We start from the raw sequence: 22784 nt of genomic DNA, 5'->3' as shown, positions 1-22784 counted from the left end.
GCATTGATTGAAATGGCAGTAACACAGGTAAATCTTAATGACCCATTAGCCGTTGGCGTTTGGGCTAAGATGCTAAACACAGAAACTTCAAAAGCGTTGCCCATTGCACCGCTGATGGGAAAAGGCAAAAACAGCATTATTCAAGTATTGGATATGCTAGGAAAATCCGCTGGTGACTCTGTGACGAGCGGATTAAGAGTCCAACTTATGGGGGATGGCGTTAGCGAGGGACAAACGCTGGAAGGCAATGAAGAAGCACTCCAATTTATGAATGAAACGGTGCGTATTAACGAGCTTTCTCATGCTGTACGCGTAAAATATGAAGGCACCATTGATCAACAACGTGTTTTATTTAATTTACGAACAGAAGCAAAGGATGGGCTTGTTGATTGGTATGCAGATCGCTTAAGTTTGATGTTCTTCATTCAGGTAGCAGGTTATACAGCACCATGGATTCACTTCGAAGGACGCACCATAACCCTTAAACCCGTACATTATGGTTTTAATGCTCCATTAGAGCCAAGCAAATTGCGTATTATTCGTGCCAATAAGAAAAAGACTGATGAAGAGCTTACAAAAGATGATGTTTTTACATTAGATCTTATAGATCAGGCTGTTGAACGCGCAAAACTTGCTAATCCACGTTTGCGCCCTGTTCGTGTTGATGGAAAATCGGCATATGTGATGTATCTCCACCCAACACAGGTGACCCAATTGCGTACCAATACAAAGAGCGGGCAATGGTTAGACATTACCAAGGCGGCTTATGATGGCTCTGGAGCTAAGAACCCAATTTTTGAAGGCTCTCTGGGGATGTATAATGGTGTCATCTTACGTGAAGCTGAACATGTCCCCAATGGTATCAATTCAAAGACACAAGAGCCTGTAACATCTGTTCGCCGTGCTGTATTGCTTGGTGCGCAAAGTGTTATCATGGCTTATGGGCGCGTTGGCAATGGAGCAACAGGAGGCGATGGGAAAGGGGGAACACGCTATAAACTTGTTGAAGAACTGTTTGATTATCAACGTGAATTTGGGGTTGCTGCTAAAACCATTATCGGCATGAAAAAGTCACGCTATACCTTGCCGCACTCTGATCAAGGGGGACAAGACTTTGGTACGATTGTCATCCCTTCTTTTGCTGAAGCAAGCTAATTATTAAAGGATGACAATTATGGCAGAAAAATCGCTAATTACACAGGAACCTGATGAAACCGTTGAAACAGTTGAAACCGTTGGCATGACAGATGAGGGATTGCCACCTGTTTTGCAAGGACGCAACAACTCTACGCAGCAGGTTAGTTATTTACGGGCGCGTGTTAAATGTACAGACCAAGGGTTGATAACAAAAATTGGCGTTCTACCCCGAGGGGCTTTTATAAAAAGTATTACAGCTTATACCATGGAGGATTTTGAAGATGTAACAGCTGCATTTGGAAAAGAGCCTCATGGTAATGATTATGGAGATGTGGGGCTTACGCAATCTGCCGATGGCAATCTGTACATACCCATGGAGGAACGAGATGTTCCATTAGAAGCTGAAAGTACGATTTACATGACACGAGACAAGAAAAGCACCAAAGGTGATGCTGAGGTGATTGTTGAGTTTTACACTAATCGTTAAAGGCAAGGGGGCGTTTATTGCTTGCGTCCCCCTCCTATACAAGATGCCCCAAGACATTTGGAAGAGGGTGATATGACAATAATAGTACAGACAGGTGGTCCGATTGGAGACAAACAGATCATTGCTCCTTGGGATAAAAATTTTATCCAGATGATCAATGATATTCAGGATGAAATAGATGATCAAACAGATGAGTATGTTGATCAAGTGCAAAGGGCGATATTTTCGGCTATTCGCTTTTGTGAACGATTGCCTTTTTATTTCAATGAAAGCCGCGAAGTTGTTTTTACCACTCTAAAGGGCAAAAGCCGTTATGGCGCCGAGGCACATCCCTCTATAACAGGAGCTGTTCGCATTGTTGATGCTTATATTTATGAAGATAATCACAGCAAAGCAAAGCTTTTGCAGGTAGATCCGCTTGTTATTGAGAGCCTTGAGGATGATTGTAGCCATGGCATGCCTACACGCTATGCTTATTTTGAACAAAAGCTTGTCTTGTATCCAACACCAGAGCGCGTTTATTCTATCAGGCTTATTCTTGACCCTGTAAGAATAAAAGATATTGAGAGTGCACAAGAAGCGTCCATATGGTTTTGTGAAGCCTATGAACTGATCAAAACGCGTGCAAAATATGAAATTTATACCAATATTATTAAAGAACCACAGATGGCAGCTGCAGCTTTTGCCATGTATCAAGAGCAACTCGATGCGCTTCAAATTGAAACATCACGGCGCAAGAATTTGTTAAAAATTCAACACACGGATTTCTGATGACCTTTATTCCTATTGCTGAGTATAGACCAGATGTTGCATTTATTAATAGTGGTTATTCTAGTGAGATCGTGAACGTTTTACCTGCACCAAATTCGTATATTCCGTTTCCCATTGTGGCGCCGGTCTCAGATCCTTTTCCGGATGTGATTTTGGGGGTCTGTGCTGTGCGCTCATTGGGTGGTGTGCGCATCATTGTGGGTGCACCAACAAAGCTTTATGAATATGACAACAGCACGCGCGGCTGGAAAGACATTAGCAAACCTCACACACAATATCACGCCAATGAGACTGCGCTTTGGTCTTTTGCTTCCTTTGGTGATCATATCATTGCTGTTAATAGCAATGACCCACCACAAATGCTTTCGTTAAAAACGGAGGAAAGGTTTTGTGATGTGGGCGGTAATCCCCCGCGTGCTGGACTTGTGCGTGTGTGGGGTGATTTTGTTTGCCTGATGCAACTAACAGATAAGCCAAACCGTGTTCAGTGGTCAGGTTTGAATGATGCGACACATTGGACGGTTGGGGAGAAAAGTTGCGATTATCAAGATTTTCCCGATGGAGAATATGTTCAAGGATCTACGGAATCAACAAATCCACTTATTTTCATGCGCTCCGCCATTTATCACGCAACCTTTGTACCAGGCTCTAGAATTATCTTCAGTTTTGCAAAAATAAAAGACAAAATAGGGGCGAAAAGCAGCACAGCAATTGCAAGCCGTGGAGACTGTACTTTCTTTGCATCTGATGATGGTTTTTATCAAATCAACAGTGCTGGTGAAATGCTCCCTATAGGCTTTGGAAAAGTCGATAAAACTATCTTCACACTTTACAATAACTTTGCCATTGATGAGATGAGGGCATGTATTGATCCGGTCTATTCTCGTGTTTATTTTTCTATCAATGACAACACTGAAGGGATGCATATTTATGTTTATGATTGGCTCTTGCAAATATGGAGTGTCATTAAGGGGCAAAACCTTCTCTTATTTCCCCTTTTTGCAGCCGGTTATACATTAGAAGGCTTAGACGAAGTACAAGAGAGCTTGAAAGATTTACCAGCTTCTCTTGATAGTAAGATGTGGCAAAATGGTGCGCCTGTTTTAGGAGCCTTTACGCCAGACAACACATTTGGTTTTTTTGCAGGTCCTCCGATGGAAGCCGTTATTGCTTCACAAATTGTGGGGGATACGGGCAGGCAAATCAACCTGATGAGTGAGGCTTTTGTTCAAGCGGATACAACAAAAGGTTTTTTAAGTGTTGGGGCGGCATTTATCATTGATAACAAGAACCAATTAAATTGGGCTAAAGAGCGTTATGCCGGCTATAATATTGGGATGTATAATATCCGCTCACGGGCGCGTTATCACGCTTTGCGTCTGAGAATACCAGAAGGCACGCCATGGACGCATATAACAGGCTTTGATGTAACGCTCAAACCCGCGGGCATAAGATGAATTTTAAGATCTATAATACAGAAAAATGGAGCGCTGAACAAATGGCGCCCTATTTTGAGAATGTCATAAAATCGATAGCTTACTTTAATCAAAAATTCTCTGATGATTATAATACAGAGACCATTTTAAACGATATTTTGAAGGGAGAAAAAGTTCTTTGGATTATCGTTGATGCGCATGAAAACTTTATGGCGCATGTCACAACACAGTTACAAGAACTCGTCACTGGAGCATTAAGGGCGGTTATTGTCACGCTTGGTGGAAAGGGAGGAGCGCCCTTAACAAAGCTTATCACTCAGATTGAAGCCTATTACAAGAAAAAAGGGGCAAAAGAGCTTGTCATCATAGGCAGGCGAGGGTGGGAAAAATCTCTTAAATCGCATGGATATCTCGTTAATCTTTTAGAATATAGAAAGCAGCTTTAATATGGGAAAAAGTTCTAAACCAATCCAGAATACCCAAAACACGACGCAAACAAATGAACCCCCTGCATGGGCAAAAGGTATTTTTGAACACGCAGCTCAAGATGCCATGACTTTTTATAACCAAGGCAGCGGAAAAGCCGTTTATGACGGGCAGCGTGTTGCGGGTTTAAGTGATCAAACAAAGAATGCGATTAATGGGCTTAGCAATAATACGCATAACTATGATAACAATTATTTAAATGGATTAGCCACAGGGCAAAATTCAACAAGCCAAAACTTAAAGAACATGGCTTCAGGGCAACAAATAGGCAATAACCCTTACTTTGATGAAGCGCTTCAAAACACATTAAATAAGGCAACAAGCTCTATTAATAGTTCATTGGCAGGTGCTGGGCGTTATGGTTCTGGGGCGCATACTGGGGTTTTGGCTAATGAATTGGGGGGCATAGCAACACAAGCTCTATCACAGCAATATAACCAAGATGTCAACAATATGATGAATGCCAATGGTCTCATTGACCAAGCAAACCAAAATCAGTTGGCGGGCGCCAATAACTTCTTTCAAGGTCAAGGTCAGGCAAATCTTAATGCGTTGACGGGAGGGAGTGTACTTGATGCCAATCATCAACGGCAATTGGATGAAGAGCGGCAAAAATGGGAGCAGCAGAACAATCTTGATTGGGACCAGTTAAGTAAGTTGCTCGCAGCTGGTGGGGCTGTTGCTGGAAATTATGGAACGCGAACAGGACAAATGACGACATTGACTCCACAGCCAAAACCTAATCCGTGGGAGATTGTTGGAAATGTTGGAACTATCCTTGGTACTTTTGCTGGGCTTAGCGACATCAGAGCGAAAGAAAATATCGTGCAAGTGGGGCAGCGAGATGGCTATAAACTCTATGAGTATAATTACAAGGGCTATCCAGAGCGCTATCGCGGGGTGATGGCGCAGGATGTTTTGAAGTCAAAGCCTGAAGCTGTTTTCTTGCATAAGGCGACAGGTTTTTTGCATGTGGATTATGGCAAGCTTGGCTTTGAGATGGAAAGGGTGCAGTGATGGAACAAGAAAACACAAATTCTCTTTTAAAGTTGTTTGATCCAAAATTTTTGCGTCCCTTGATGTATCAGGTCATGCCTCAATTGCCAAAGCATTTGTTCGAACAGCTTTCTACGCCTCCAAGCACGCCGTTGGAAGGGCGATACAAGCCAAGTTTTTTAGAACGTGCTGCTTTTAGCACAAACCCTTTTGATGCGAGCAATGGGGATAATACTCCACAAAAATTGAGTCCTACAGAGCTTATTCGTGGTTCTCAAGCAGGGACAGAACAAGCTGGGAAAAAAACGCCAGCAGAATTGATTATGTCTACGGATGATTTAAAGCGCCAAATGCCTCCATTACCGGATGTTTCAAAGGATACTGTTAAGATACAAGAGGCGCCAGAGCAACAAAAGCATGACTTCTCAGAGCAGGGAGGTGTTGCATCAATGATTCCTCAATCTCCACTTGTTGCGAACATTGATCAGTCTAGTGGAGATGAAGCTGGGCGACAGCAGAAAAATGTGATGGATTATATTGCTCAACTTAATGAGAAATCTATAGCGGAAAACTCTTTGAAAAACGATTCTGGAAATGATGAGGAAAAGCTTTTTGATGCACCTATAGGAGAAGAAAAACATTTGAATGCACACTTACCAGAAGAGGAGCATTTAAAAGCAAGTGCTAAGCCCGAACAGGCAACGGATTATGTAAACGCAGTTGGAAATTTTATCCATAAAGATGCAAATCCAATCGGCTTATGGGAGCGTTTTAGAAAATCAGAATTTTCCGAGCATCTCATGGATTTTTTTGCAGGGTTAGCATCAGGAAAGACACCACAGGAAAGTTTTTCAAATGCAGCGCTTGTTATGCGGCAGGGCAATAATGTACGTGCTCAAAATAGACCAATTTTTGAGTTTTTACGCTCTAAAGGATATAGTGATAAAGACGCACAAGCCCTTGTGCAATATCCAGATCTTGCCATGAAAGTTATAGGCAACACGTTAAGTCCTCAAGAAGGCTATAGAACATTGACATCAGAAGAAAAGGCAGAGCAAGGATTGCCTGAGGATATGACTTTCCAAGTCTCAACAAGCACAGGGAAAATTATACCTGTCCAAGGGGGACAGCGTTCCACTGCTTCTGGATTAGGGGGGAATACTGATAACATGCTGTCAAAGCCTGAATCAGGTTATATGTATGTTAAGGACGAAAATACACTTGGTGGCATACGTGCGGTGCCAATTGCAGGCAGTGGTGCAGAATATAAATTAATTCAAGAACAGAAGGAGGAGGAGCGTAAAAACCAACAAATGCAAATGCGAATTTTGGAAACAGCAGACAGATCAAATCGTATACTCTCGGCATCTAAAGAATTGCTAAAGATTGTTGAGGAAAATCCGCATGTTGTTGGTTTCACTGGTCCTATAATGTCGTTCCTTCCTAATTCTAAGGCAAAAGATTTTATGCATATGCTTGATTCATTAAAGGCGAGTATCGGGCTTGATGCCTTGAGAAAAGCAAAGGCATTTTCACCAAATGGTGCATCTGGCTTTGGAAATTTGTCTAATATGGAATTGCAAGCCTTGCAAAACTCTGTAGCGGCACTGTATCAAGATCTTTCTGCAGAGCAAATGAAGAAGTCGTTAAAAACAGTTATTGACACTTTCAATAAATCCAATGCAGCAACGCGCGCAATTCTTTTTGGTGGTGCAGAAGCAACAAGCGAGCTCGTTCGAGCAGCCTATGGGCAAGATGCTTATAAGGGAAATCATGCACAGTCAAATGATCCACTAGAAAAACAGATAGAAGCATTGCCGGAAGGCATGTTGTTCGTTGATAGAGATGGACGCATTAAGGAGAAACAAACCAATGGCTGAAGTAATCCCCCCTCTTATTAATCGTAAAAACACAAGAGTCATTGGGCATATAAGTGACTATACACCAGAACAGCTTCAAGAGCTTTTCGCGAAGAATAAGGAAAGGCTAAGTGGTTCTGTTACAGGAAATAATGGTGCAACAGAGGAAGATGGTCCACATCCAAGTGCAGCGGGTGCTTTTGGATGGGGAGCTCTTCATGGGTTAACTATGGGGTATGATGATGAAATAGCTGGAGTATTCGCTTCGGGACCTCTGGGACCTATTAATTATTGGATGGGAGATGAAGAAGCAGTTAAAAAATATAATGAAGTGACAAAGCGATGGCGTGACTATCAAAGAGCGGCGAATCGAGATCATTTTTATCTATCTCTTGCGGGGAATTTAACGGGTGCTGCAATTCCTTTTCTAATACCAGGTCTTGGCGCTCCTGCTGCTACTCGTGCGGCAATTGGGGCTGATGTTGTGCTGGGAGGTAGAGCTGGTGTTGCGGGAGCACAAATAACCAGTAAAGCTTTAGCAGCAGGAGAAAGGGCGGTGCAATCTGCTTTAGCAGAGGGTGCGGAACGGGCAGCGGCAAAAGCTGCAGGTGAAGCAGCAATGAAAGCAGTAGCAAGTAAAGAGGCGGCAAAATTTAGCTTGGGGCGTGCAGCAAAAACTGGAGCCATTTATGGTGGAATAGCAGGCAGTGGTGAGGGGGAAGGGCTTGCAGATACTCTAGTGTCTGCTGGGTTTGGTGCAGGGTTAGGCGTTGCAACACCATTTGTTGCCAGTGGTGTATCAAAAGCAACATCTTTTGCGACAAGATCACTTAAAAAAACGCCTGCTATTGTGAAAAAAACACCTGCGGCTCTCAAAAACACAGTTGGAAAATTGTTTGGTAAAACTGAACCAATAACACAAGCTGTAGAAAAAGAGGCATTTCAGATAAGCGATAGAGCGCTTAGGAATGTAAGCCAAACTTTAGGGGATGAAGGTGTTGATAAGCTTGAAAGGGCATTAAAACAGCGTGGTCCTGATTCAATGATTATTGATCTTCATGATGGGCTTGCTAAAAGAGCTTTTAAGGCAGCAAAAAAAGACCATGATACATATTCGCTCATAAGTAATCGTTTGAATGAAAGGCAAGATGCGAGTGCACTGCGGGTAAAGGATGCGTTGACAGATGTGATGGGTCCAAAAGTAGATACGCTTAATTTAAAGCAAGAGATTATCAAACAAGCACAGAACAAGGCTGAACCATTTTATGAGAGGGCGAAAGCTGCTCCTATTTCAAATGCTGTTCGTGAAGATTTATCGCGGTTGCAAGAAACTCCTGCCTTCCAAAAAGCCTATAAAAAAGCAATTGCGCGAATGCCAAATGAAGCGGATGCAACAGTTATAGGGAGCAATGGATATCCAAAGCTGAATATGCGAATTTTACATAAGATGAAAGAGGTTTTTGATGATCAAATTAATTCTGCTCGTATCAAAGGAAAATGGGGATATGCTCGAGATTTGACTGATTTCAAGCAACGCATTCTGGACGTTTTGGATACGTCATCTCCAGATTATGCTAAAGCACGGAAAATTTATTATGACGAGCGTACTATTGGTGATGCCTTAGAGCGAGGAGAGCAAGCACTGAAGAAGAGCGTTAATCTCGACACAATCAACAGTCAACTTTCGGATTTGGGGTTAATGGAAAAAGAGGCGTTTCAAAAAGGTATCCGGTCGCAAGTAGAGGATGCCGCAGGCAATGCACAGAATTTTGACCACAATCTTTTGAGTTTGTTTGACACGCAAAATGGTCAAGAAAAATTGCAGCGTATTTTTGGTGAGGATAAAGCCAAGCAACTTATGAAAGTGTTGCGACCAGAAGTGGAAAGAACAAAGCTTTTTGCACGATTGCCAAACCATATGGGTGAAGTGGAAGAGAGGGGGGCACAACAGACTATGGGTATAGGAAAGATTGGTCTCATCAAGGCAGTTGTAAAAAATTTCTTAGGGAAATTTGGACGCAAACTCTCAAGCGTCCATAAAGATACTGAGAGAGATATTGCAGCGCTTATAACAGCGCGGGAAAAAGGAGATTTTGGGTTAGCAAGAGAAAAAGCTGTTGAATTAATTAAGACGTTTCATGAAGCAGAAAAGAAACGCTTAATAACACGAGAAAATTATACGAAATTCATTAATTTTGTTGGCATTATTTTGAATAGCAGCGTTGATAGAACGGTTATAAACTAATGATCAATTTTCATCCTAATGTGAAGCGTGCTATCTCACAGGCAGCACAAAAATATGGTTTGCCAGAAAGCTTTCTTGAACGTGTTGCTATGATAGAAAGTAATGGTAATCCAAATGCAAGAAATAAGAACAGCAGTGCAGGGGGACTGTATCAATTTCTCGATTCAACAGCAAAACACTATCAACTGAATAATAAGTTTGATCCCTTTCAAGCAACCGATGCTATGGCGCGGTTAACGAAGGATAATACACGTTATTTAGCCACAGCATTAGGCAGAGAGCCATCAGAGGCAGAGCTTTACCTCGCACACCAACAAGGACCAGCAGGGGCAGTAAAGCTTATCAAAAATCCACATATTCCAGCAAGCCAGCTTTTAGGTCGACAGGCAGTCACACTCAACGGTGGCAACATGGAAGCTACAGCAGGGGATTTTATGAATCATATTTATGGGCTTTATAATAAAACGGGAGATGCTTTGAAGAGAACGATACAGCAAAACCAAAGCAATGGACAAGCAGCACCAAACGAGGTGGGTCCTTTGCGTGGGTTTGAGAGGCTTCAAAAGACACTTCAAGGTAATCAAGTGGGTCAAGGTGATCAAGGGGGCAACCAATTAACAGGACAGATTATGGTAACCACACCATTGCAAGGGCAAGGTATTGATGCAGGTGCTCTTAAAAAGGGCTTTTCCGGCTTGCTTCATTTAATGAGAGAGAATGGAGAAAGACAAAAACAGCAGGCACAGATGGTACAGCAACAAATGTTGCAGCAACCAGTCATGGCGGGTTTCTCACAATCGACTGGGGGACCTACAGATTTAACACCTCTCATTGATCCCTCTAGGCGGCAATCTGTTGGTTCCTATGGGCGGCAAAAAGAAGAGCAATTGCGCGAAGAGTTATTAAGAAGAACGGGGGCTTATCATGTCTGATATTTATGACTGGTCACTCACAGCTGATCAAAATGCCAATTCCGATAGTATCATTAATTGGGCAGAAGGGCAGCCGCCTAGTTCTGTTAATGATAGTGCGCGGGTCATGATGCAGCGTATACGTGAATATCTTGCCGATAATGGTGGTTCTCTTGACTCAAAGTTTATTGTGAATGGAAAGGAACAAACAACATCAATTACGTTGACGACGGTTTCGCCGATAGCAAAATATAAAAACGATATCATTATCCGCTTTAAGGCGCGTGGTATAAATATTGGTACGACAACAATAAACATGAATAATATAGGAGCAAAGCCACTCTATAAAGCCACCAGCACGGGAATAGTACCATTGACAGGTGGTGAGTTACAAATGGGTGGTATTTATGAAATAGTCTATAATGATGGCATATCAACAAAAGGTCTTGATGGCTGGTATCTTTTAAACCCTACCCCCATTCCACCACCAAAGGTCGAAACCTTTCCTTCAGGGTTTATTGCGACCTTTGCTATGCAAGAAGTCCCAAACGGCTGGCTTTTATGTGATGGCGCTACTTATGAACGCAAGGATTATCCGCAATTATTCAAGGCAATAGGGGATAAATGGGGAAAAAACAGCGATACAACCTTTAAAGTTCCAGACTTTAGAGGAATGTTTTTACGCGGCTTTGATAATGGGCGCGGTTTAGATCAAAATAGAGACTTCGCAGAGGTGCAAAAAGACAGCATTAAATCGCATACACATGCTTGTACCATTGAAGAGGCAGGTCAACATACGCACAAGTTTCAGTATGCTGGAGTTGGATGGAGCGCCAATGATATTGGCAGGAGGAACCCCAGTTATCACTATCAAACTCTTACAGGGATAACAGAACCTGCTGGAATGCACACGCACAAGATAACACTTTCTTCAACGGGCGAGGCAGAAACGCGCCCTGTTAATGCACCGGTTGTTTATGCCATAAAATCATAAGGTTTTCAGATGATCAATAATCCGTCTGCTATTGATGATATTGCGGACGCGGAGCAAATCCGCGTCCTTTTTTATGCAAGCAATAGAATGGTTCATGCACCCTTAAATAAGGTGCTTGATCTTGTCAAAAACGATATACAGCATGATCTTTTAAGCGCTTTTGCACAGTATCAAGAAGCAACAGATCAACGCATAGAAACCATGCAAAAACTTATTGATGAATTACAGTCTCTCATCCCCCACAACCTCAAAAACAAACTTATTAAGGAATGAAGTGCGATGCCATTACCCTATCATACGCATATATTTAAGCTTGAACCAGCAACAAAGAAAGAAGTTAAAGAAGGTGTTTTAGATAGTAAGGCTCTTGCACCCGTTTCAGTGGGGAGTGCAGCAGCTTATGAGGTAGAGTATTTTGCAACTGCTGCTCAAGGAAAAAAGGCTGATGATGCTGTTGCAAAGAGAGATATTGGAGCTCTTGCTTACAAAGATAAGGTCACAATTCACGATATTGAAGCAAGTGGTGAAGCTTGTGAGAATGCGATTTTATCAGGCGCTGGCTGGGTAAAAATATCGCCTTTAGGGATTGGCGATATGAAGGCTGCTACATATGACCCCGACAATGTGGGGTCAAATGCATTTTCTATGGAAAATATGCATGAGGGTCCTACCAAAAAGATCTTAACCACAGAGGAAAGATCAAAGCTACGATGGTTGAGTTCTACGCAGCCAACGATGGAAAAATGGCGGAGGGGAGATGAAGGTGTTTATTATCCCATATCTCCGGTAGATCTCAAAAATACCATTCGTTATTTTGTAGGCTCAAAGTCTGTTGGTATGTCAAAATCAGTTTATGATCCAGATAAAATAGAAAAAGATGCCTTTGATATGGAGAATATGAAAGAGGGGAATACGCATCTTATTTTAACCCCTCAAGAACGTGCACAGGTTGCAAAAATTGATAAAATTGAAGATGTGGCACAGCACGCACAAGAAAGTGCACAACAAGGGCTTGATGCAGCAATTGAGGCAAAGAACGTTGCAGAAAGTACATTAAGGACAGCGAAAGATGCAAAAGCTCACGCTATAGATGCGAAAACGACTGCTGAGGTTGCACAAAAAACAGGTGAGAGGGCACAAGCTGTGGCAAGTGTCGCACAAGAAACAGCGGATAAAGTACAAAACACAGTTCAAGAATGTTTCAGTGTTGTGGGCAAAGCGAAAGAGGTAGCAGAGAGTGCATTCAATACAGCGAATGTTGCAAAAACGAATGCTACGGATGCAAACGCTACTGCTGTTGTTGCACAAACGACAGCCTATAAAGCGCAAGATATAGCGCAGAGTGTACAGAAAAAAGTTGATCTCATTCAACCTCTTGCCAAAAAAGACTGGATTGATGGCACAAAGACAGTGGATGCACTTATCTCACCAGCCAAACTGATGGCTTCAATCAAAGCAAATAGTAGCAATAGCAGCGGCGGTAGTAGCGGCAACAATGGTGGCGGGGTTAGAAAACCTGTTGAAATTCTGATGACAGAAAGCGGAGATATTCCATTGCCTGATGGTATTACTGCTGACACCGATATCGAAGTATGGGCTTGGGGCGGTGGAGGTGGTGGCGTTAAAGATGGCGGCGGCGGCGGCGGTCAATGCGTGCATGTTAAAATGAAAGGTTCTGATTTAGATAAATTAAAAACAGCTTACATTGGTCGTGGTGGTAAAGGCAATGACAGTAACATTTTATGCAATGGTGGTAGAACAATGATCAAAGGACTTGTTACTGCAGAAGGAGGATATTCCGTCTCCATGGCTCTCGTTAACTTTGGAGGGAAAGGCGGCGATGGAGGAGGAAACAGAGGGGGCACTAGTGGTGAGAGCTTTATTTTTTCTGGTGGTAATGGTGGCGGGAGTGGAATAGACGGCAAGAGAGCTGGTACCGGAGGAAGTTCTTTTCTTGGCGGTGGCGGCGGCGGTGGCGGTAAATGTAAGGGTTCTATCATGGGGCAAGGTGGTGAGAGTTACAAAGGTGGTAGAGGTGGTCGTGGCGGCAATGGAGCTGGCGGCGGCGGCGGCGGATATTTCGATGGGAAATCCGGAGGCGACAAAATTGGCGGCGATGGCGGTGATGGAGCAGTACTCATAAAGGTATATTTATAAGGTGAATGGAACAATGGCACGGAAAATAAGTAAAGACTGTTTATACTGTTTAAAAAAGTGGGAAGGTTTGCGCTTACAGGCTTATCAAGATGCTTCTGGCGTGTGGACGATTGGTTATGGTCACACTAAAAAAGCCGGTAAACCAACAGTTGTTGAGGGTATGGTGATTACGGAAAAAAAAGCCGAAACCATGCTTTTAGCAGATTTGCGGCAATATGAGAGGGCGGTAGAAAAAGCAGTTTGTGTGAATTTAAGCGATGAACAATTCGGCGCTCTTGTTTCCTTTTGTTATAATGTGGGTATTGCAGCTTTCCAAAACTCTACATTGCTTAAAAGGCTTAATCGGGGGGATTATGAAGCCGTTCCCTTCGAATTACAAAAATGGACCAAAGCGGGAGGAAAACGTTTACAAGGTCTTGTACACCGGCGTGTAGCAGAGGCAGGCTTATGGGCAAAAGGGGCTTATGTTTCTTCTAATTATCAAACAGTAGAAACGCAAGCACCAACGGGGGTTTTCAAAGCAGAAGCACTTGCACCGATTATTGGCTCTTTTTCTGGGCTTGGTGGTTTGTTAGCAGGCAATGGACCAATCCAATGGGCTTTAGCAACCATTATGGTTTTAGCCGCATGTGCTGGTATTTTCTTTGTTGCTAAACGCTTTCAGGAGCATCGTCTATGATCTTATGGATGAAAAGAAATCTGATGGTTACAGGTGCGGCTTTAGCCGCTTTTTTTATGATTTTAGCAAGAGCTTTTACTCTTGGGAAAAAAGCAGAGCAACAAAAGCAAACAGAAAAAGCTTTAAAAGCAGCCACAACACGGTTGGAGGTGGAAAGTGAAGTTAATCAAAAAAATGATGCTGATGTGCGTGCTGCTCTCTCTAACTGGTTGCACGACAAATAAATATGTTTCTTCTTGTGTTGGTTGGTTACCTATTTATTTAAGCCGGCAAGATCTGAACACCATTAGCTCAAACTTAGCAAGAGAGATCTTAAAGCATAACAAGCAGGGTCAACGCTTGTGTGGGTGGAAACATGGTTAGAAAAAAATCCCAAAAACACACAGAGCTTACAGAAGCAGAAAAAGAAATGCTTCAAGAAATGATCATCACCTATCAAAGCGTGAAAATGATGTCGCGTCTCATGAAGTGGATAGCATTTTTTCTTTTTTTGCTTATCCTTGATTTTGCACGCCTCATGGATGCGATAGATAATATCTTCGCACATTTAAAACAGTGGTTTTCAAAGAACTGAACAACTGTCATAAAAGAAAAAATTTCGTAAAATTCTTTATTACTATGAATTGGAGATCCAATTATAAACGCAGTTCAGAATGGGAACCAAGTCGTAAAAGCTCTAGTGTTTTGGCATCTGGCTTTCGATAGATCAAAACTAAATCCGGCTTTATGTGACAATCACGACAATTGCGCCACTGACCTGTTAGTGCATGATCTCTCCAATGCGCCTCTAGCGGTTCATTCTCCGCTAACGCTTTGACCACAAGCAGCAAATCCTCCTCTAGTGCATTAGCATATTTACCTTTGCTTTCACGTTTGAGATCACGCCTAAACGACCGAGTATAGACAATTTCCCGCATAGCAAGCTTAGGTTTGCTTTTCAGATTTACGTGCTTCGGTTCTATCTGCACGTATCATGGTCCTTAAGCCGTCTAATGATGTACGTTCGACGCGTCCCATTTCGGCATCCTCGATAGCTTGTAATGTTTCCGGATTTGGTTGGAATAGATCAAGTGGTAATGCTCTATCTCTAGCAATGCGGGTCATAAACATGCGCACTGCATCCGATACAGTTAAACCCGTAGACTTAATAACTGCACTTGCAATTTCTTGAACTTCATCAGGTATGCGGGCTTGAATTTTTCCCATTACTAAACCTCCTACTTAATTGTACTACAATGTACTACATTTCAAACCTATGTCAAGAGATTTATCCGTCATGCTATACAACCTTGTGTATTAAGGAGGGTAGGAAGTCAATTTTTAAAAGGAGCTAACCAAAACCTGAGAATTTCTGCTAGAATCACGAGAGAGCTTCTTTTTTAATAGGATTTTTTAGATGCCAACACCATTTGGTAAAACCTTACGCAAACTTCGCATTGATCATTCAGAACGCCTTTTAGATATGGCTAAAAAATTAGATATATCTGTAGCATTTTTATCTTCTGTCGAGATTGGCAAAAAGTCTGTTCCTGTAGGATTAGAGGAAAAGATAATTGAACTCTATGCTTTAGATCAAGAGGTAGCAGAAATTTTGAGAAGAGAATCGGATGCTTGTCGCAAAAGTTTCACTATAAAGCCTTCTGATACATTCAGATGTGAAGCTGTTGGTATGTTTTCTAGACTGATAAACATTATTTCAGAAGAAGATTTAGGACTATTAAAAGAATTATTAGAGAAAGCTGGTAAAAAGAATGCGCTTTGTAAAGGAAAGTGTGAAAATCCTATTCCCGAACCTAATTATACGGTCCCTAACCTTAAAAAAATATAAATAAAATCAATATCTTATTGCAGTTAAATTTAAGATTCGAATTCAGGTACCCCAGCCAATTCTAGTGAAATTAGTTAATCAAAGTTCAGCTTGAGAGTGGATTACTCCCTTAACCATTTGTTGCTATTCATAGCAAGTCTGGTAAGCTGAAAAACACCCATTTGTAGTGGGGTAGCTCTAAATATGGTAAGGTTTTCTTTTACTATAGCGATTGCTCAAAAAGCTCTTTTAAAAGATTCTTTTCTACAAGACGAGGGGGAAATGATTTATGCGCACTTGCTTTAGAAAAACTATTTGACTGGATTTTTTGCTCTATAGCAACACCAGCGGGTGATTTTCCGTATTCCACCATCTTCATTACGCCGAACAGCGTAGCAATAATGCTGATTAGGAAACACATGCCGCTGCATGTCACGTACCATACCAGCAGCATGTCCATAGGGTGCCACACAATCAATAAACCACATATATTCTCCGCCTTGCCAATTCGCATCGGACAAAAGCTCTCCCTTTTCAAGCATAGATTGATGATTTTTTTCATCTAAAAAAGCCCAAGTGATAAAGGCACAAAATTCTCCACGTTCATTTTTATAGAGTTTATATTGCCCAGTCTGTAAAGCTGGTCCTAAATTTCGTTCGATATCCCAGATTCGCCAGCGGCGGTATAAGGGAGATGTAAGCATTAAAACAACCATAGCTCCTAACGCTGTAAGAGGATCTATGAGTGATGGTGATGGATTTTCATTTACAGACATTATCTTTCCTTTAGAGATTGTTCTAAAATTTTGGTGATAGGTTCAAAGAAATAAGAAATGAGACGCCGTTTTGAGGTAATGACATCCGTTGTCACAGTCATGCCAGGGATAAATTTAAGTTGTTTGTTATTCAAAGTGATGTGATCTTGGTCAATTTTGATTAAAACAGCGTAGACACCATTAATTTCTTTATCATAGCGTGCTGTAGCGCCTACATTAACGACTGTACCGTGGATAACACCGAAACGTTCAGGCGGAAAGGCAGAAAACTTGATGTAAGCGCGTTGGCCCTTTTCTAAAAAACCAATATCTCGATTATCAAAAAACGCTTCGACAATGAGTCCGCCGGCACCAGGGACAATGCGCATGAGAGTTTTACCAGCCTCTACAAAGCCGCCCAAAGTATGGATACTTAAATCATCGATACGTCCATCAACAGGTGCATAAAGTGATAAGTGGTCAAGATGGTATTGAGTGCTATCAAGCTTTGCTTTTAATCCTTGAAGATTCAGTTCTGTTTCACGCGAAAGTTGCCGATAGCGGGCGATTTCATCGGAAATGAGACTTTTCCGTTGTTGGCGGAGGGTGTTTATTTCGGCGGCATTTTCTTCCAAACGTCTTTGATTGGTTAAAATTTCATGCTCGACATTTTTAAAGTCATGTAAACGCTCTAAATAAACTGCTTGGCTAATGACTTTTGTTTCCATTAGGCTTTTTGCAGCCTTTAATTTCCCTTGGCTTAATTGACGATCATCTTCCAACCTATCTAATTGCGCATGTTGTGTTGCACCGCTGCGCTCGACGCGGTCCGCCTGTGCTTTTAGCGCTCTTAATTTATCTTGGAGAGATTGAAGGGTAGCGCTAATGAGTTTTTCCCCTTCTATTCTTGCAGTCGTGTTGCCAGAAGGAGGAACTGGCAGATAGGCAAGCCCTTTGGTCACAAAATCTTTATCCAAAGGATCACTTTCATGTAAAGCTGTTAAAATAGCTGTTGCGATTTGTGCTTGAAGAGTTTGTTGCGCGATATCTGCTTGAACACGTGCGCACTCATTGAGGGCTTCACGAGGATCTAATTGAATAAGGAGATCGCCTTGATGAACAAATTGCCCTTCTTTTACAAGAATTTTCTCAATGCGTCCTGTATTTTGCGCTTGGACCAGCTGAACGTAAGCGGTGGGAATAACACTTCCTTGCCCCCGTGCAACAATCTCTGTTTTTGCGATAAAGCTGCCGATCACAATAAAGAGAAATAAGGTGACCAAAACAGCAACAACCATATGAAGCGTTGGTGACAAAGGGCGCAAATAGGGAGCTTTATCTGCCATTTTTTGCCTCCAAATCAGTAAAGTTTAAGACGGTTGCATGCCGAGGAAAGAGGTCACTTTTGTGGGTAATAACAAGAACAATACGATCTTGTGAAAGTTTATATAAATGCTCAACAATTTGTGCACTGACAGCGTCATCCAATGCGGAAGTAGGTTCATCCAAAATAAGCAGGCTTGGATTTATCAGAAAGAAACAAGCCAAAGCCAAGCGTTGGCGCTGACCACCTGATAAAAAACCACCTTGCTCTCCTACTTGAGTATTGAGTCCTAAAGGCAACTGAGCAATCAAATCATGGCAAGCACTAACATATAGTGCAGCGTCGATTTCATCTTTAGTGGCATCTGGTTTAGCAAGAAGCATATTCTCAAGAATAGTTCCGGAAAAAAGGCAAGGATTTTGAGGAAAATACGCGATTGTTTTACGCACGCTACGGACATCAAAATTCTGTAAAGGTTGGGCGTTAATCAATATCTTTCCGCTTGTTGGGGGGTAGAGTCCACAAAGGAGCTTCGCCAAGGTTGTTTTTCCGCACCCTGAAGGACCAAGTAACATAATCGGTTGCCCAGGTTGTAAACAGACATCAAGATGATTGATAATGGACTTATCTCCATAAGAAAAACAGAGATCGTTGGCTTCAAGATGAGGAGGAGCGCTGAGTTGAAGAGGCGGCTTTTCTTCTTTCCATTCTGAAGGGGAGTTAAGAATATCGCCCAAACGAAGACGAGAGATTTTCAAATGCTGCCATTCTTCCCATAGGGATGCAAGGCTTAAGATAGGACCAGAAACATTTCCAGCGAGGAGATGAAAGGCAATAAGTTGTCCTAGCGTAATCTGGTTTTGAAGAACTGCCTGAGCACCAAAAAAGATAATAAAAATAGTGAAAAGATCACCAAAAATATGACTCATGGCTCCATTGAGAAGATGCAATTTACTGGTTGTAAGGCTTTGATCTAAACTACGAGCTAAAGTTTCTTGCATGCGTATCGTATGGGCTGGCTCCTTTACATGCGCTTTTATGGCTTCAAGATTGGTAAAACTTTCAATGAGGCGCGATTGATGGGCAGCTTGCAGAGTGAAAGCACGGCGTAATTGGCGGCGCAAGAAGGGACCGACTAGTGCTAAAGAGCCCATTTGCAAGGGTAAAACAATAAGGACAATAAAGGTCAGTTTCGGACTAATGGAAAAGAGTGCAGCAAGATAAATGATTGCGAACAGAACATTTAGAACAGTTGTGGCGATGGTTCCTGTTAGAAAACCGCGAATTGTATCAACCTCTCCGATTCGCGTGAACAGTTCCCCCACTTGCCAAGTGCGTAAAATAGGCAAGGAAAGGCTTAACACATGGGTGTAAATGCGCCGTCCAAATTCTAGTGTAAGCCGATTGGCTAAATAAGCTCCTAAGTAGCCAGATAGAGTGCTAAGAGCCGTGCTAAACAGCATGATAGCAACCATCAAGACAACGATAGCATAGAGACTTTCAATACGCTGAAAAGGGAGAATACGGTCGATAATCGCTTGAAAAATAAAAGGATTCACCAAGCCCAGCAAACGCAAAACAACAGCAACGCAACTGAGTTCGATGACATAATAGATATATTTCTTTGTTGTTCTTGTAAACCAAGAGAACGATACTAGTTTTTCTTGTGAATGACTCATTTGAATTGATGATTTTGTTTAAGAGAAAGAGCGATGGGTGTCGCATATTTAAACAGTATTGTAAATAGTATTATTACTAAATAAAAAGTATACATTTTGTGTGAATGAGTTATAAACATAATGCATTTATTGTTTATACAGTATTTTATTATTATTTTTACAAATTATATTTGACATTTTTTAAACAGCACAATAATGAAATTGTCTCTGTATCGTTGTGATACAGTTATTTTTAACAATAATTAAAGAGGTTTTATATGTTTCGTTCATTTGGTTCTAGTTTTTCTAATGGTTGGTCTCATGTTTCATCAATGAATTTTTCAAGCAGTGGATCACGACCTGGGTGTACTGTTGGAGATTATCTCTCAGCAGGATTTTCAATGGGACATAGGGGACATGATATGGGAGTGGTAATTGGTGGAGTTATGGGGGGGTAACTGGAGGACCAATAGGCGCTGTGGAAGGTGTATGGTTAGGAGGAAGAGTTGGCTCTGGAGTAGGATTTGCCACAGGTATAGGAAATACAGCCTATGGATGTTATCGCTAATATAAAAATTAGCAGATATTTCTAAAATGAACAAGCTTGTAGGCATAATTATGTGTCTACAAACTTGACAGGAAGGTTTAGGTACATAATTTTACAAAATTATATATTTAATTTGGATTTTTTTTATGAATGAGCTTATTAGTATTATTGTAGAATTATTATTTTCTATAGGTGCTTTATTTATATTTTTCTATACATTGTTTTCATATTATAAATCTAAAGGTTATAGTAAAAAAGAAATTTGGAAAAAAATTTTGTTAAGAATATTTTTGTTCGTTATATTATTTTCTATAACATTTTTTATTTATATACGTTATTTCTATGAACAATGATTATTCATTATTAATTTATAATTATAGATTAATTTGGAAATTTTATTTTTTATATTATTTTACTTTATTAACTTTTGTATGATATAATATATGTTAATGTTTATTGTTTTTATATATATTTAATTTGGATTTTTTTATGAGTGATATTATTCGTATTATTGCAGAATTATTATCTTCTACATGTGCTTTCTTTATATTTTTCTATGCAATGTTTTTACGGTATAAATTTAAAGGTTATAGTAACAAAGAAATTGTGAAAAAAATGTTTTTAAGCACATTTTTGTTCATTATATTTGTTATATTACTTTCTATAACAGTTTTTATTTGTATACGTTATTTATATGAAAAATGATTATTTATTATCTTTATATAATAATCTTTTTGATATTTTATTTTCAATATTTATTTTTATATTTTCATTTTCATTAATTTATAGATACAGTGGTGACAGTTGGAAAAATAGTATAAATGAAGCAATTAAGACATTTAGTGGGTTCTTTTTGTTATTTTTGGCGTTTTGTTTTATTTATGTTGCGTTTAAATATATTAGATATTAGTATTTATATTTAAGTTATGTTTGATAAAAAATTATTTTCATTTAAATAAGTTTCTATTATTTGTAATAATATATATTTTTTTTATTATTATGAAATTTCTTTATAAAATTGAAATAATCATTTATTGTAAAATACAGATGAATTTATGTGTATTTTATTGTTTATTTTTTTCTGTAACTATATTACATATGCATCATATTTTATGATAAATGTATTTCATCTTTCTTGATGAAGATATATTTTTCTATTTTCATTGGAAAAATAAGCCTGTAAGAAATGCTTAATTTCCTTATTAGAGAAGTCTTCTTTCCTACTTTTATGATGAGATTTCTGAGCATAAAAAATATATGTAAAATCAATTATAGTATTTAAGTTTAGAATTTGAATTCAAATATTTTATCTATATGTCACGCGCTAAAAAGAGGCTATAAGTTGCTTTTGGGTGTTCAAAGAACTTGTCAGTAATGCTTATGGCCGTCGAGAGACGATAACTGATTTGTTCGTTTCCGCACGTCTCAAAATTTATTTTTGAAATAAGCTAATTTAGTAAATGTAACTTACTATACTTCTAGCCTCTACTCATTATCTTCAGAAAGAGGAAGTGAGGCGATTTCTGTATCAAGTGCATCCATAAAATTGATAATAAAAGCAGCATTCGTTCCCAAATCTCTTGGTAAATAACGAGAAGCAGAACGCATATCAACAAAAGTAGTATCCCCTTCATCAGTTAAACGAATGATAATGTCTGAAATGAAACCAAGGTAAAAAGTTTTTGCCATTGTTTCAATATAAAGCGCATTTTCTTCACCTTTAAACTCTCGTTGTGCCACAACAGGCCAATCATAGGCTGCTAAAACATTGAGAACAGATTCGCGAATACGATCAGGTGAACCATCATAACGGCGCCCCGACATTTCTGGCCATTGTGAGATCTGTATTGCTGCTTGTTCAGTCAATACACTCTTGAGCGGTAAAGCATCGCTGGGACGTATTGTGCGAAAAAAAGCTGGCGGGCTTTGTGTGTCGGTAGAAATATCGTAAAGAGCCGGTAAGGTAAACCAAAGTCCAAAAAATAACATCAATGGTGTAGCAGTTATTAATGAATAAATGATTCCTTTTAAAGCTTTCATTCCCCCTAGGGCTCCATAGACCCATAAGCTGTAAAGTGCTTTTACAGCAAGAAAAAGAGAAATAATCACACAGCCAGTAGAGATACCTATCAAAATTATGAAGTCGGTTACGTTAATGACGGAAAAACGTTGTAAAATGACTGAAAATAATAAAATAAAGAACGCCAATCCACCAAATCGAGGGGACCATACTGCTGCTCTTGCAACGAACCGAACATATCTCTTCTTCATGAAGTTTTTTCCCCTCAATTGTAAACTATAAGCCAAGTTTTTTCAGAGTGCATATCTTGCAAAAATCTTCTGCTTATAAGAGAAAAATAAAGCACTTATTTTTGAGGTCAAGGATGCGTAATGTCTTATAAGTTTCCAGCGATTATTTTCGCACTTTATTGAAGGTAATCAGTATTTCTTCTATAGTTTATCATGTCATTGATGCGAACTTTATGGAAACGTTTGTAAATAAAAAGAAAAAACTCAAATAACAAGTTTTACGGT

The 22784-nt window shown here is 40.3% G+C and carries 24 protein-coding genes; 17 read left to right on the top strand and 7 right to left on the bottom strand.

Features of this window, described 5'->3' with window-relative positions:
* The first annotated feature begins 12 nt into the window (after positions 1-12).
* The gene (locus ACFIKO_RS01930; protein ID WP_375673148.1) at positions 13-1155 is read left to right on the top strand and encodes a N4-gp56 family major capsid protein; all 1143 of its coding nucleotides are present in this window, start codon (positions 13-15) and stop codon (positions 1153-1155) included.
* A gap of 19 nt (positions 1156-1174) precedes the next feature.
* Complete coding sequence (locus tag ACFIKO_RS01925; RefSeq protein WP_375673147.1) at positions 1175-1624, top strand: hypothetical protein; 450 nt, start codon at positions 1175-1177, stop codon at positions 1622-1624.
* A 294-nt stretch (positions 1625-1918) separates the two neighbouring features.
* Here ACFIKO_RS01925 and ACFIKO_RS01920 read toward each other — a convergent pair whose 3' ends face one another.
* On the bottom strand, positions 1919-2320 hold the full coding sequence (locus tag ACFIKO_RS01920) for a hypothetical protein (RefSeq protein ID WP_375673162.1): 402 nt from the start codon (positions 2318-2320) through the stop codon (positions 1919-1921).
* 74 nt (positions 2321-2394) lie between these two features.
* Between ACFIKO_RS01920 and ACFIKO_RS01915 the strand changes: the two genes are divergently transcribed.
* Genes ACFIKO_RS01915 through ACFIKO_RS01855 form a run of 13 tightly spaced genes read left to right on the top strand, consistent with a single transcriptional unit; the run spans position 2395 to position 14732 of the window.
* On the top strand, positions 2395-3852 hold the full coding sequence (locus ACFIKO_RS01915) for a hypothetical protein (RefSeq protein ID WP_375673146.1): 1458 nt from the start codon (positions 2395-2397) through the stop codon (positions 3850-3852).
* A gap of 41 nt (positions 3853-3893) precedes the next feature.
* Positions 3894-4277: a hypothetical protein gene (locus ACFIKO_RS01910; protein ID WP_375673161.1), complete on the top strand. Its 384-nt coding sequence runs from the start codon at positions 3894-3896 to the stop codon at positions 4275-4277.
* A gap of 1 nt (position 4278) precedes the next feature.
* On the top strand, positions 4279-5334 hold the full coding sequence (locus tag ACFIKO_RS01905; RefSeq protein ID WP_375673145.1) for a tail fiber domain-containing protein: 1056 nt from the start codon (positions 4279-4281) through the stop codon (positions 5332-5334).
* Entirely contained in the window at positions 5334-7193 is a 1860-nt protein-coding gene (locus tag ACFIKO_RS01900; protein ID WP_375673144.1) for a hypothetical protein, read from the top strand. Before ACFIKO_RS01905 ends, ACFIKO_RS01900 begins: the two co-directional genes overlap by 1 nt.
* Positions 7186-9417: a hypothetical protein gene (locus ACFIKO_RS01895; protein WP_375673143.1), complete on the top strand. Its 2232-nt coding sequence runs from the start codon at positions 7186-7188 to the stop codon at positions 9415-9417. The genes ACFIKO_RS01900 and ACFIKO_RS01895 overlap by 8 nt, the downstream gene beginning before the upstream one ends.
* Complete coding sequence (locus ACFIKO_RS01890; RefSeq protein ID WP_375673142.1) at positions 9417-10349, top strand: transglycosylase SLT domain-containing protein; 933 nt, start codon at positions 9417-9419, stop codon at positions 10347-10349. Before ACFIKO_RS01895 ends, ACFIKO_RS01890 begins: the two co-directional genes overlap by 1 nt.
* Positions 10342-11322, top strand: a complete 981-nt coding sequence (locus tag ACFIKO_RS01885; protein WP_375619319.1) for a tail fiber protein — start codon at positions 10342-10344, stop codon at positions 11320-11322. Before ACFIKO_RS01890 ends, ACFIKO_RS01885 begins: the two co-directional genes overlap by 8 nt.
* 9 nt (positions 11323-11331) lie before the next feature.
* Positions 11332-11595, top strand: coding sequence for a hypothetical protein (locus tag ACFIKO_RS01880; RefSeq protein ID WP_375619320.1), 264 nt, complete (start codon positions 11332-11334; stop codon positions 11593-11595).
* 6 nt (positions 11596-11601) lie between these two features.
* On the top strand, positions 11602-13479 hold the full coding sequence (locus tag ACFIKO_RS01875) for a hypothetical protein (RefSeq protein WP_375673141.1): 1878 nt from the start codon (positions 11602-11604) through the stop codon (positions 13477-13479).
* Positions 13480-13492: 13 nt separating this feature from the next.
* Positions 13493-14158 (top strand): lysozyme, encoded by a 666-nt coding sequence (locus ACFIKO_RS01870; protein ID WP_375673140.1) that lies wholly within the window; start codon positions 13493-13495, stop codon positions 14156-14158.
* Positions 14155-14382, top strand: coding sequence for a hypothetical protein (locus ACFIKO_RS01865; protein ID WP_375673139.1), 228 nt, complete (start codon positions 14155-14157; stop codon positions 14380-14382). The genes ACFIKO_RS01870 and ACFIKO_RS01865 overlap by 4 nt, the downstream gene beginning before the upstream one ends.
* Positions 14315-14521: a hypothetical protein gene (locus ACFIKO_RS01860; RefSeq protein WP_375673138.1), complete on the top strand. Its 207-nt coding sequence runs from the start codon at positions 14315-14317 to the stop codon at positions 14519-14521. The genes ACFIKO_RS01865 and ACFIKO_RS01860 overlap by 68 nt, the downstream gene beginning before the upstream one ends.
* Positions 14514-14732: a hypothetical protein gene (locus ACFIKO_RS01855; RefSeq protein ID WP_375619325.1), complete on the top strand. Its 219-nt coding sequence runs from the start codon at positions 14514-14516 to the stop codon at positions 14730-14732. Before ACFIKO_RS01860 ends, ACFIKO_RS01855 begins: the two co-directional genes overlap by 8 nt.
* A 61-nt stretch (positions 14733-14793) precedes the next feature.
* Here the strand turns inward: ACFIKO_RS01855 and ACFIKO_RS01850 are convergent, their stop codons facing one another.
* On the bottom strand, positions 14794-15075 hold the full coding sequence (locus ACFIKO_RS01850; protein ID WP_375619466.1) for a type II toxin-antitoxin system YafQ family toxin: 282 nt from the start codon (positions 15073-15075) through the stop codon (positions 14794-14796).
* A 7-nt stretch (positions 15076-15082) separates the two neighbouring features.
* On the bottom strand, positions 15083-15364 hold the full coding sequence (locus ACFIKO_RS01845; RefSeq protein ID WP_375673137.1) for a type II toxin-antitoxin system RelB/DinJ family antitoxin: 282 nt from the start codon (positions 15362-15364) through the stop codon (positions 15083-15085).
* A gap of 190 nt (positions 15365-15554) precedes the next feature.
* On the opposite strand from ACFIKO_RS01845, the gene ACFIKO_RS01840 reads away from it, so the two are divergent.
* On the top strand, positions 15555-15986 hold the full coding sequence (locus ACFIKO_RS01840) for a helix-turn-helix domain-containing protein (protein WP_375673136.1): 432 nt from the start codon (positions 15555-15557) through the stop codon (positions 15984-15986).
* Positions 15987-16276: 290 nt separating this feature from the next.
* Here ACFIKO_RS01840 and ACFIKO_RS01835 read toward each other — a convergent pair whose 3' ends face one another.
* Genes ACFIKO_RS01835 through ACFIKO_RS01825 form a run of 3 tightly spaced genes read right to left on the bottom strand, consistent with a single transcriptional unit; the run spans position 16277 to position 19723 of the window.
* Complete coding sequence (locus ACFIKO_RS01835; RefSeq protein WP_375619328.1) at positions 16277-16741, bottom strand: toxin-activating lysine-acyltransferase; 465 nt, start codon at positions 16739-16741, stop codon at positions 16277-16279.
* Positions 16741-18066, bottom strand: coding sequence for an HlyD family type I secretion periplasmic adaptor subunit (locus tag ACFIKO_RS01830; RefSeq protein WP_375654408.1), 1326 nt, complete (start codon positions 18064-18066; stop codon positions 16741-16743). The genes ACFIKO_RS01835 and ACFIKO_RS01830 overlap by 1 nt, the downstream gene beginning before the upstream one ends.
* Entirely contained in the window at positions 18056-19723 is a 1668-nt protein-coding gene (locus ACFIKO_RS01825; RefSeq protein ID WP_375673135.1) for a peptidase domain-containing ABC transporter, read from the bottom strand. The genes ACFIKO_RS01830 and ACFIKO_RS01825 overlap by 11 nt, the downstream gene beginning before the upstream one ends.
* 257 nt (positions 19724-19980) lie before the next feature.
* On the opposite strand from ACFIKO_RS01825, the gene ACFIKO_RS01820 reads away from it, so the two are divergent.
* Complete coding sequence (locus ACFIKO_RS01820) at positions 19981-20160, top strand: hypothetical protein (RefSeq protein ID WP_375673134.1); 180 nt, start codon at positions 19981-19983, stop codon at positions 20158-20160.
* 1574 nt (positions 20161-21734) lie between these two features.
* Here ACFIKO_RS01820 and ACFIKO_RS01815 read toward each other — a convergent pair.
* Entirely contained in the window at positions 21735-22520 is a 786-nt protein-coding gene (locus ACFIKO_RS01815; protein ID WP_375619332.1) for a DUF1499 domain-containing protein, read from the bottom strand.
* Positions 22521-22784: the final 264 nt, after the last annotated feature.

This window comes from Bartonella sp. TS82HLJMH (genome assembly GCF_042193495.1).
GTDB classification, from domain to species: domain Bacteria; phylum Pseudomonadota; class Alphaproteobacteria; order Rhizobiales; family Rhizobiaceae; genus Bartonella; species Bartonella grahamii.
This window is presented reverse-complemented; position numbering and strand designations above follow the sequence as displayed.

What these genes read in the sequence shown, in the direction of transcription:
- ACFIKO_RS01930 (WP_375673148.1), top strand. Translation starts at nt 13, where the DNA reads ATGGCAGTAACACAGGTAAATCTTAATGACCCATTAGCCGTTGGCGTT.
- ACFIKO_RS01925 (WP_375673147.1), top strand. Translation starts at nt 1,175, where the DNA reads ATGGCAGAAAAATCGCTAATTACACAGGAACCTGATGAAACCGTTGAA.
- ACFIKO_RS01915 (WP_375673146.1), top strand. Translation starts at nt 2,395, where the DNA reads ATGACCTTTATTCCTATTGCTGAGTATAGACCAGATGTTGCATTTATT.
- ACFIKO_RS01910 (WP_375673161.1), top strand. Translation starts at nt 3,894, where the DNA reads ATGGCGCCCTATTTTGAGAATGTCATAAAATCGATAGCTTACTTTAAT.
- ACFIKO_RS01905 (WP_375673145.1), top strand. Translation starts at nt 4,279, where the DNA reads ATGGGAAAAAGTTCTAAACCAATCCAGAATACCCAAAACACGACGCAA.
- ACFIKO_RS01900 (WP_375673144.1), top strand. Translation starts at nt 5,334, where the DNA reads ATGGAACAAGAAAACACAAATTCTCTTTTAAAGTTGTTTGATCCAAAA.
- ACFIKO_RS01895 (WP_375673143.1), top strand. Translation starts at nt 7,186, where the DNA reads ATGGCTGAAGTAATCCCCCCTCTTATTAATCGTAAAAACACAAGAGTC.
- ACFIKO_RS01890 (WP_375673142.1), top strand. Translation starts at nt 9,417, where the DNA reads ATGATCAATTTTCATCCTAATGTGAAGCGTGCTATCTCACAGGCAGCA.
- ACFIKO_RS01885 (WP_375619319.1), top strand. Translation starts at nt 10,342, where the DNA reads ATGTCTGATATTTATGACTGGTCACTCACAGCTGATCAAAATGCCAAT.
- ACFIKO_RS01880 (WP_375619320.1), top strand. Translation starts at nt 11,332, where the DNA reads ATGATCAATAATCCGTCTGCTATTGATGATATTGCGGACGCGGAGCAA.
- ACFIKO_RS01875 (WP_375673141.1), top strand. Translation starts at nt 11,602, where the DNA reads ATGCCATTACCCTATCATACGCATATATTTAAGCTTGAACCAGCAACA.
- ACFIKO_RS01870 (WP_375673140.1), top strand. Translation starts at nt 13,493, where the DNA reads ATGGCACGGAAAATAAGTAAAGACTGTTTATACTGTTTAAAAAAGTGG.
- ACFIKO_RS01865 (WP_375673139.1), top strand. Translation starts at nt 14,155, where the DNA reads ATGATCTTATGGATGAAAAGAAATCTGATGGTTACAGGTGCGGCTTTA.
- ACFIKO_RS01855 (WP_375619325.1), top strand. Translation starts at nt 14,514, where the DNA reads ATGGTTAGAAAAAAATCCCAAAAACACACAGAGCTTACAGAAGCAGAA.
- ACFIKO_RS01850 (WP_375619466.1), bottom strand. Translation starts at nt 15,075, where the DNA reads ATGCGGGAAATTGTCTATACTCGGTCGTTTAGGCGTGATCTCAAACGT.
- ACFIKO_RS01845 (WP_375673137.1), bottom strand. Translation starts at nt 15,364, where the DNA reads ATGGGAAAAATTCAAGCCCGCATACCTGATGAAGTTCAAGAAATTGCA.
- ACFIKO_RS01840 (WP_375673136.1), top strand. Translation starts at nt 15,555, where the DNA reads ATGCCAACACCATTTGGTAAAACCTTACGCAAACTTCGCATTGATCAT.
- ACFIKO_RS01835 (WP_375619328.1), bottom strand. Translation starts at nt 16,741, where the DNA reads ATGTCTGTAAATGAAAATCCATCACCATCACTCATAGATCCTCTTACA.
- ACFIKO_RS01830 (WP_375654408.1), bottom strand. Translation starts at nt 18,066, where the DNA reads ATGGCAGATAAAGCTCCCTATTTGCGCCCTTTGTCACCAACGCTTCAT.
- ACFIKO_RS01825 (WP_375673135.1), bottom strand. Translation starts at nt 19,723, where the DNA reads ATGAGTCATTCACAAGAAAAACTAGTATCGTTCTCTTGGTTTACAAGA.
- ACFIKO_RS01820 (WP_375673134.1), top strand. Translation starts at nt 19,981, where the DNA reads ATGTTTCGTTCATTTGGTTCTAGTTTTTCTAATGGTTGGTCTCATGTT.
- ACFIKO_RS01815 (WP_375619332.1), bottom strand. Translation starts at nt 22,520, where the DNA reads ATGAAGAAGAGATATGTTCGGTTCGTTGCAAGAGCAGCAGTATGGTCC.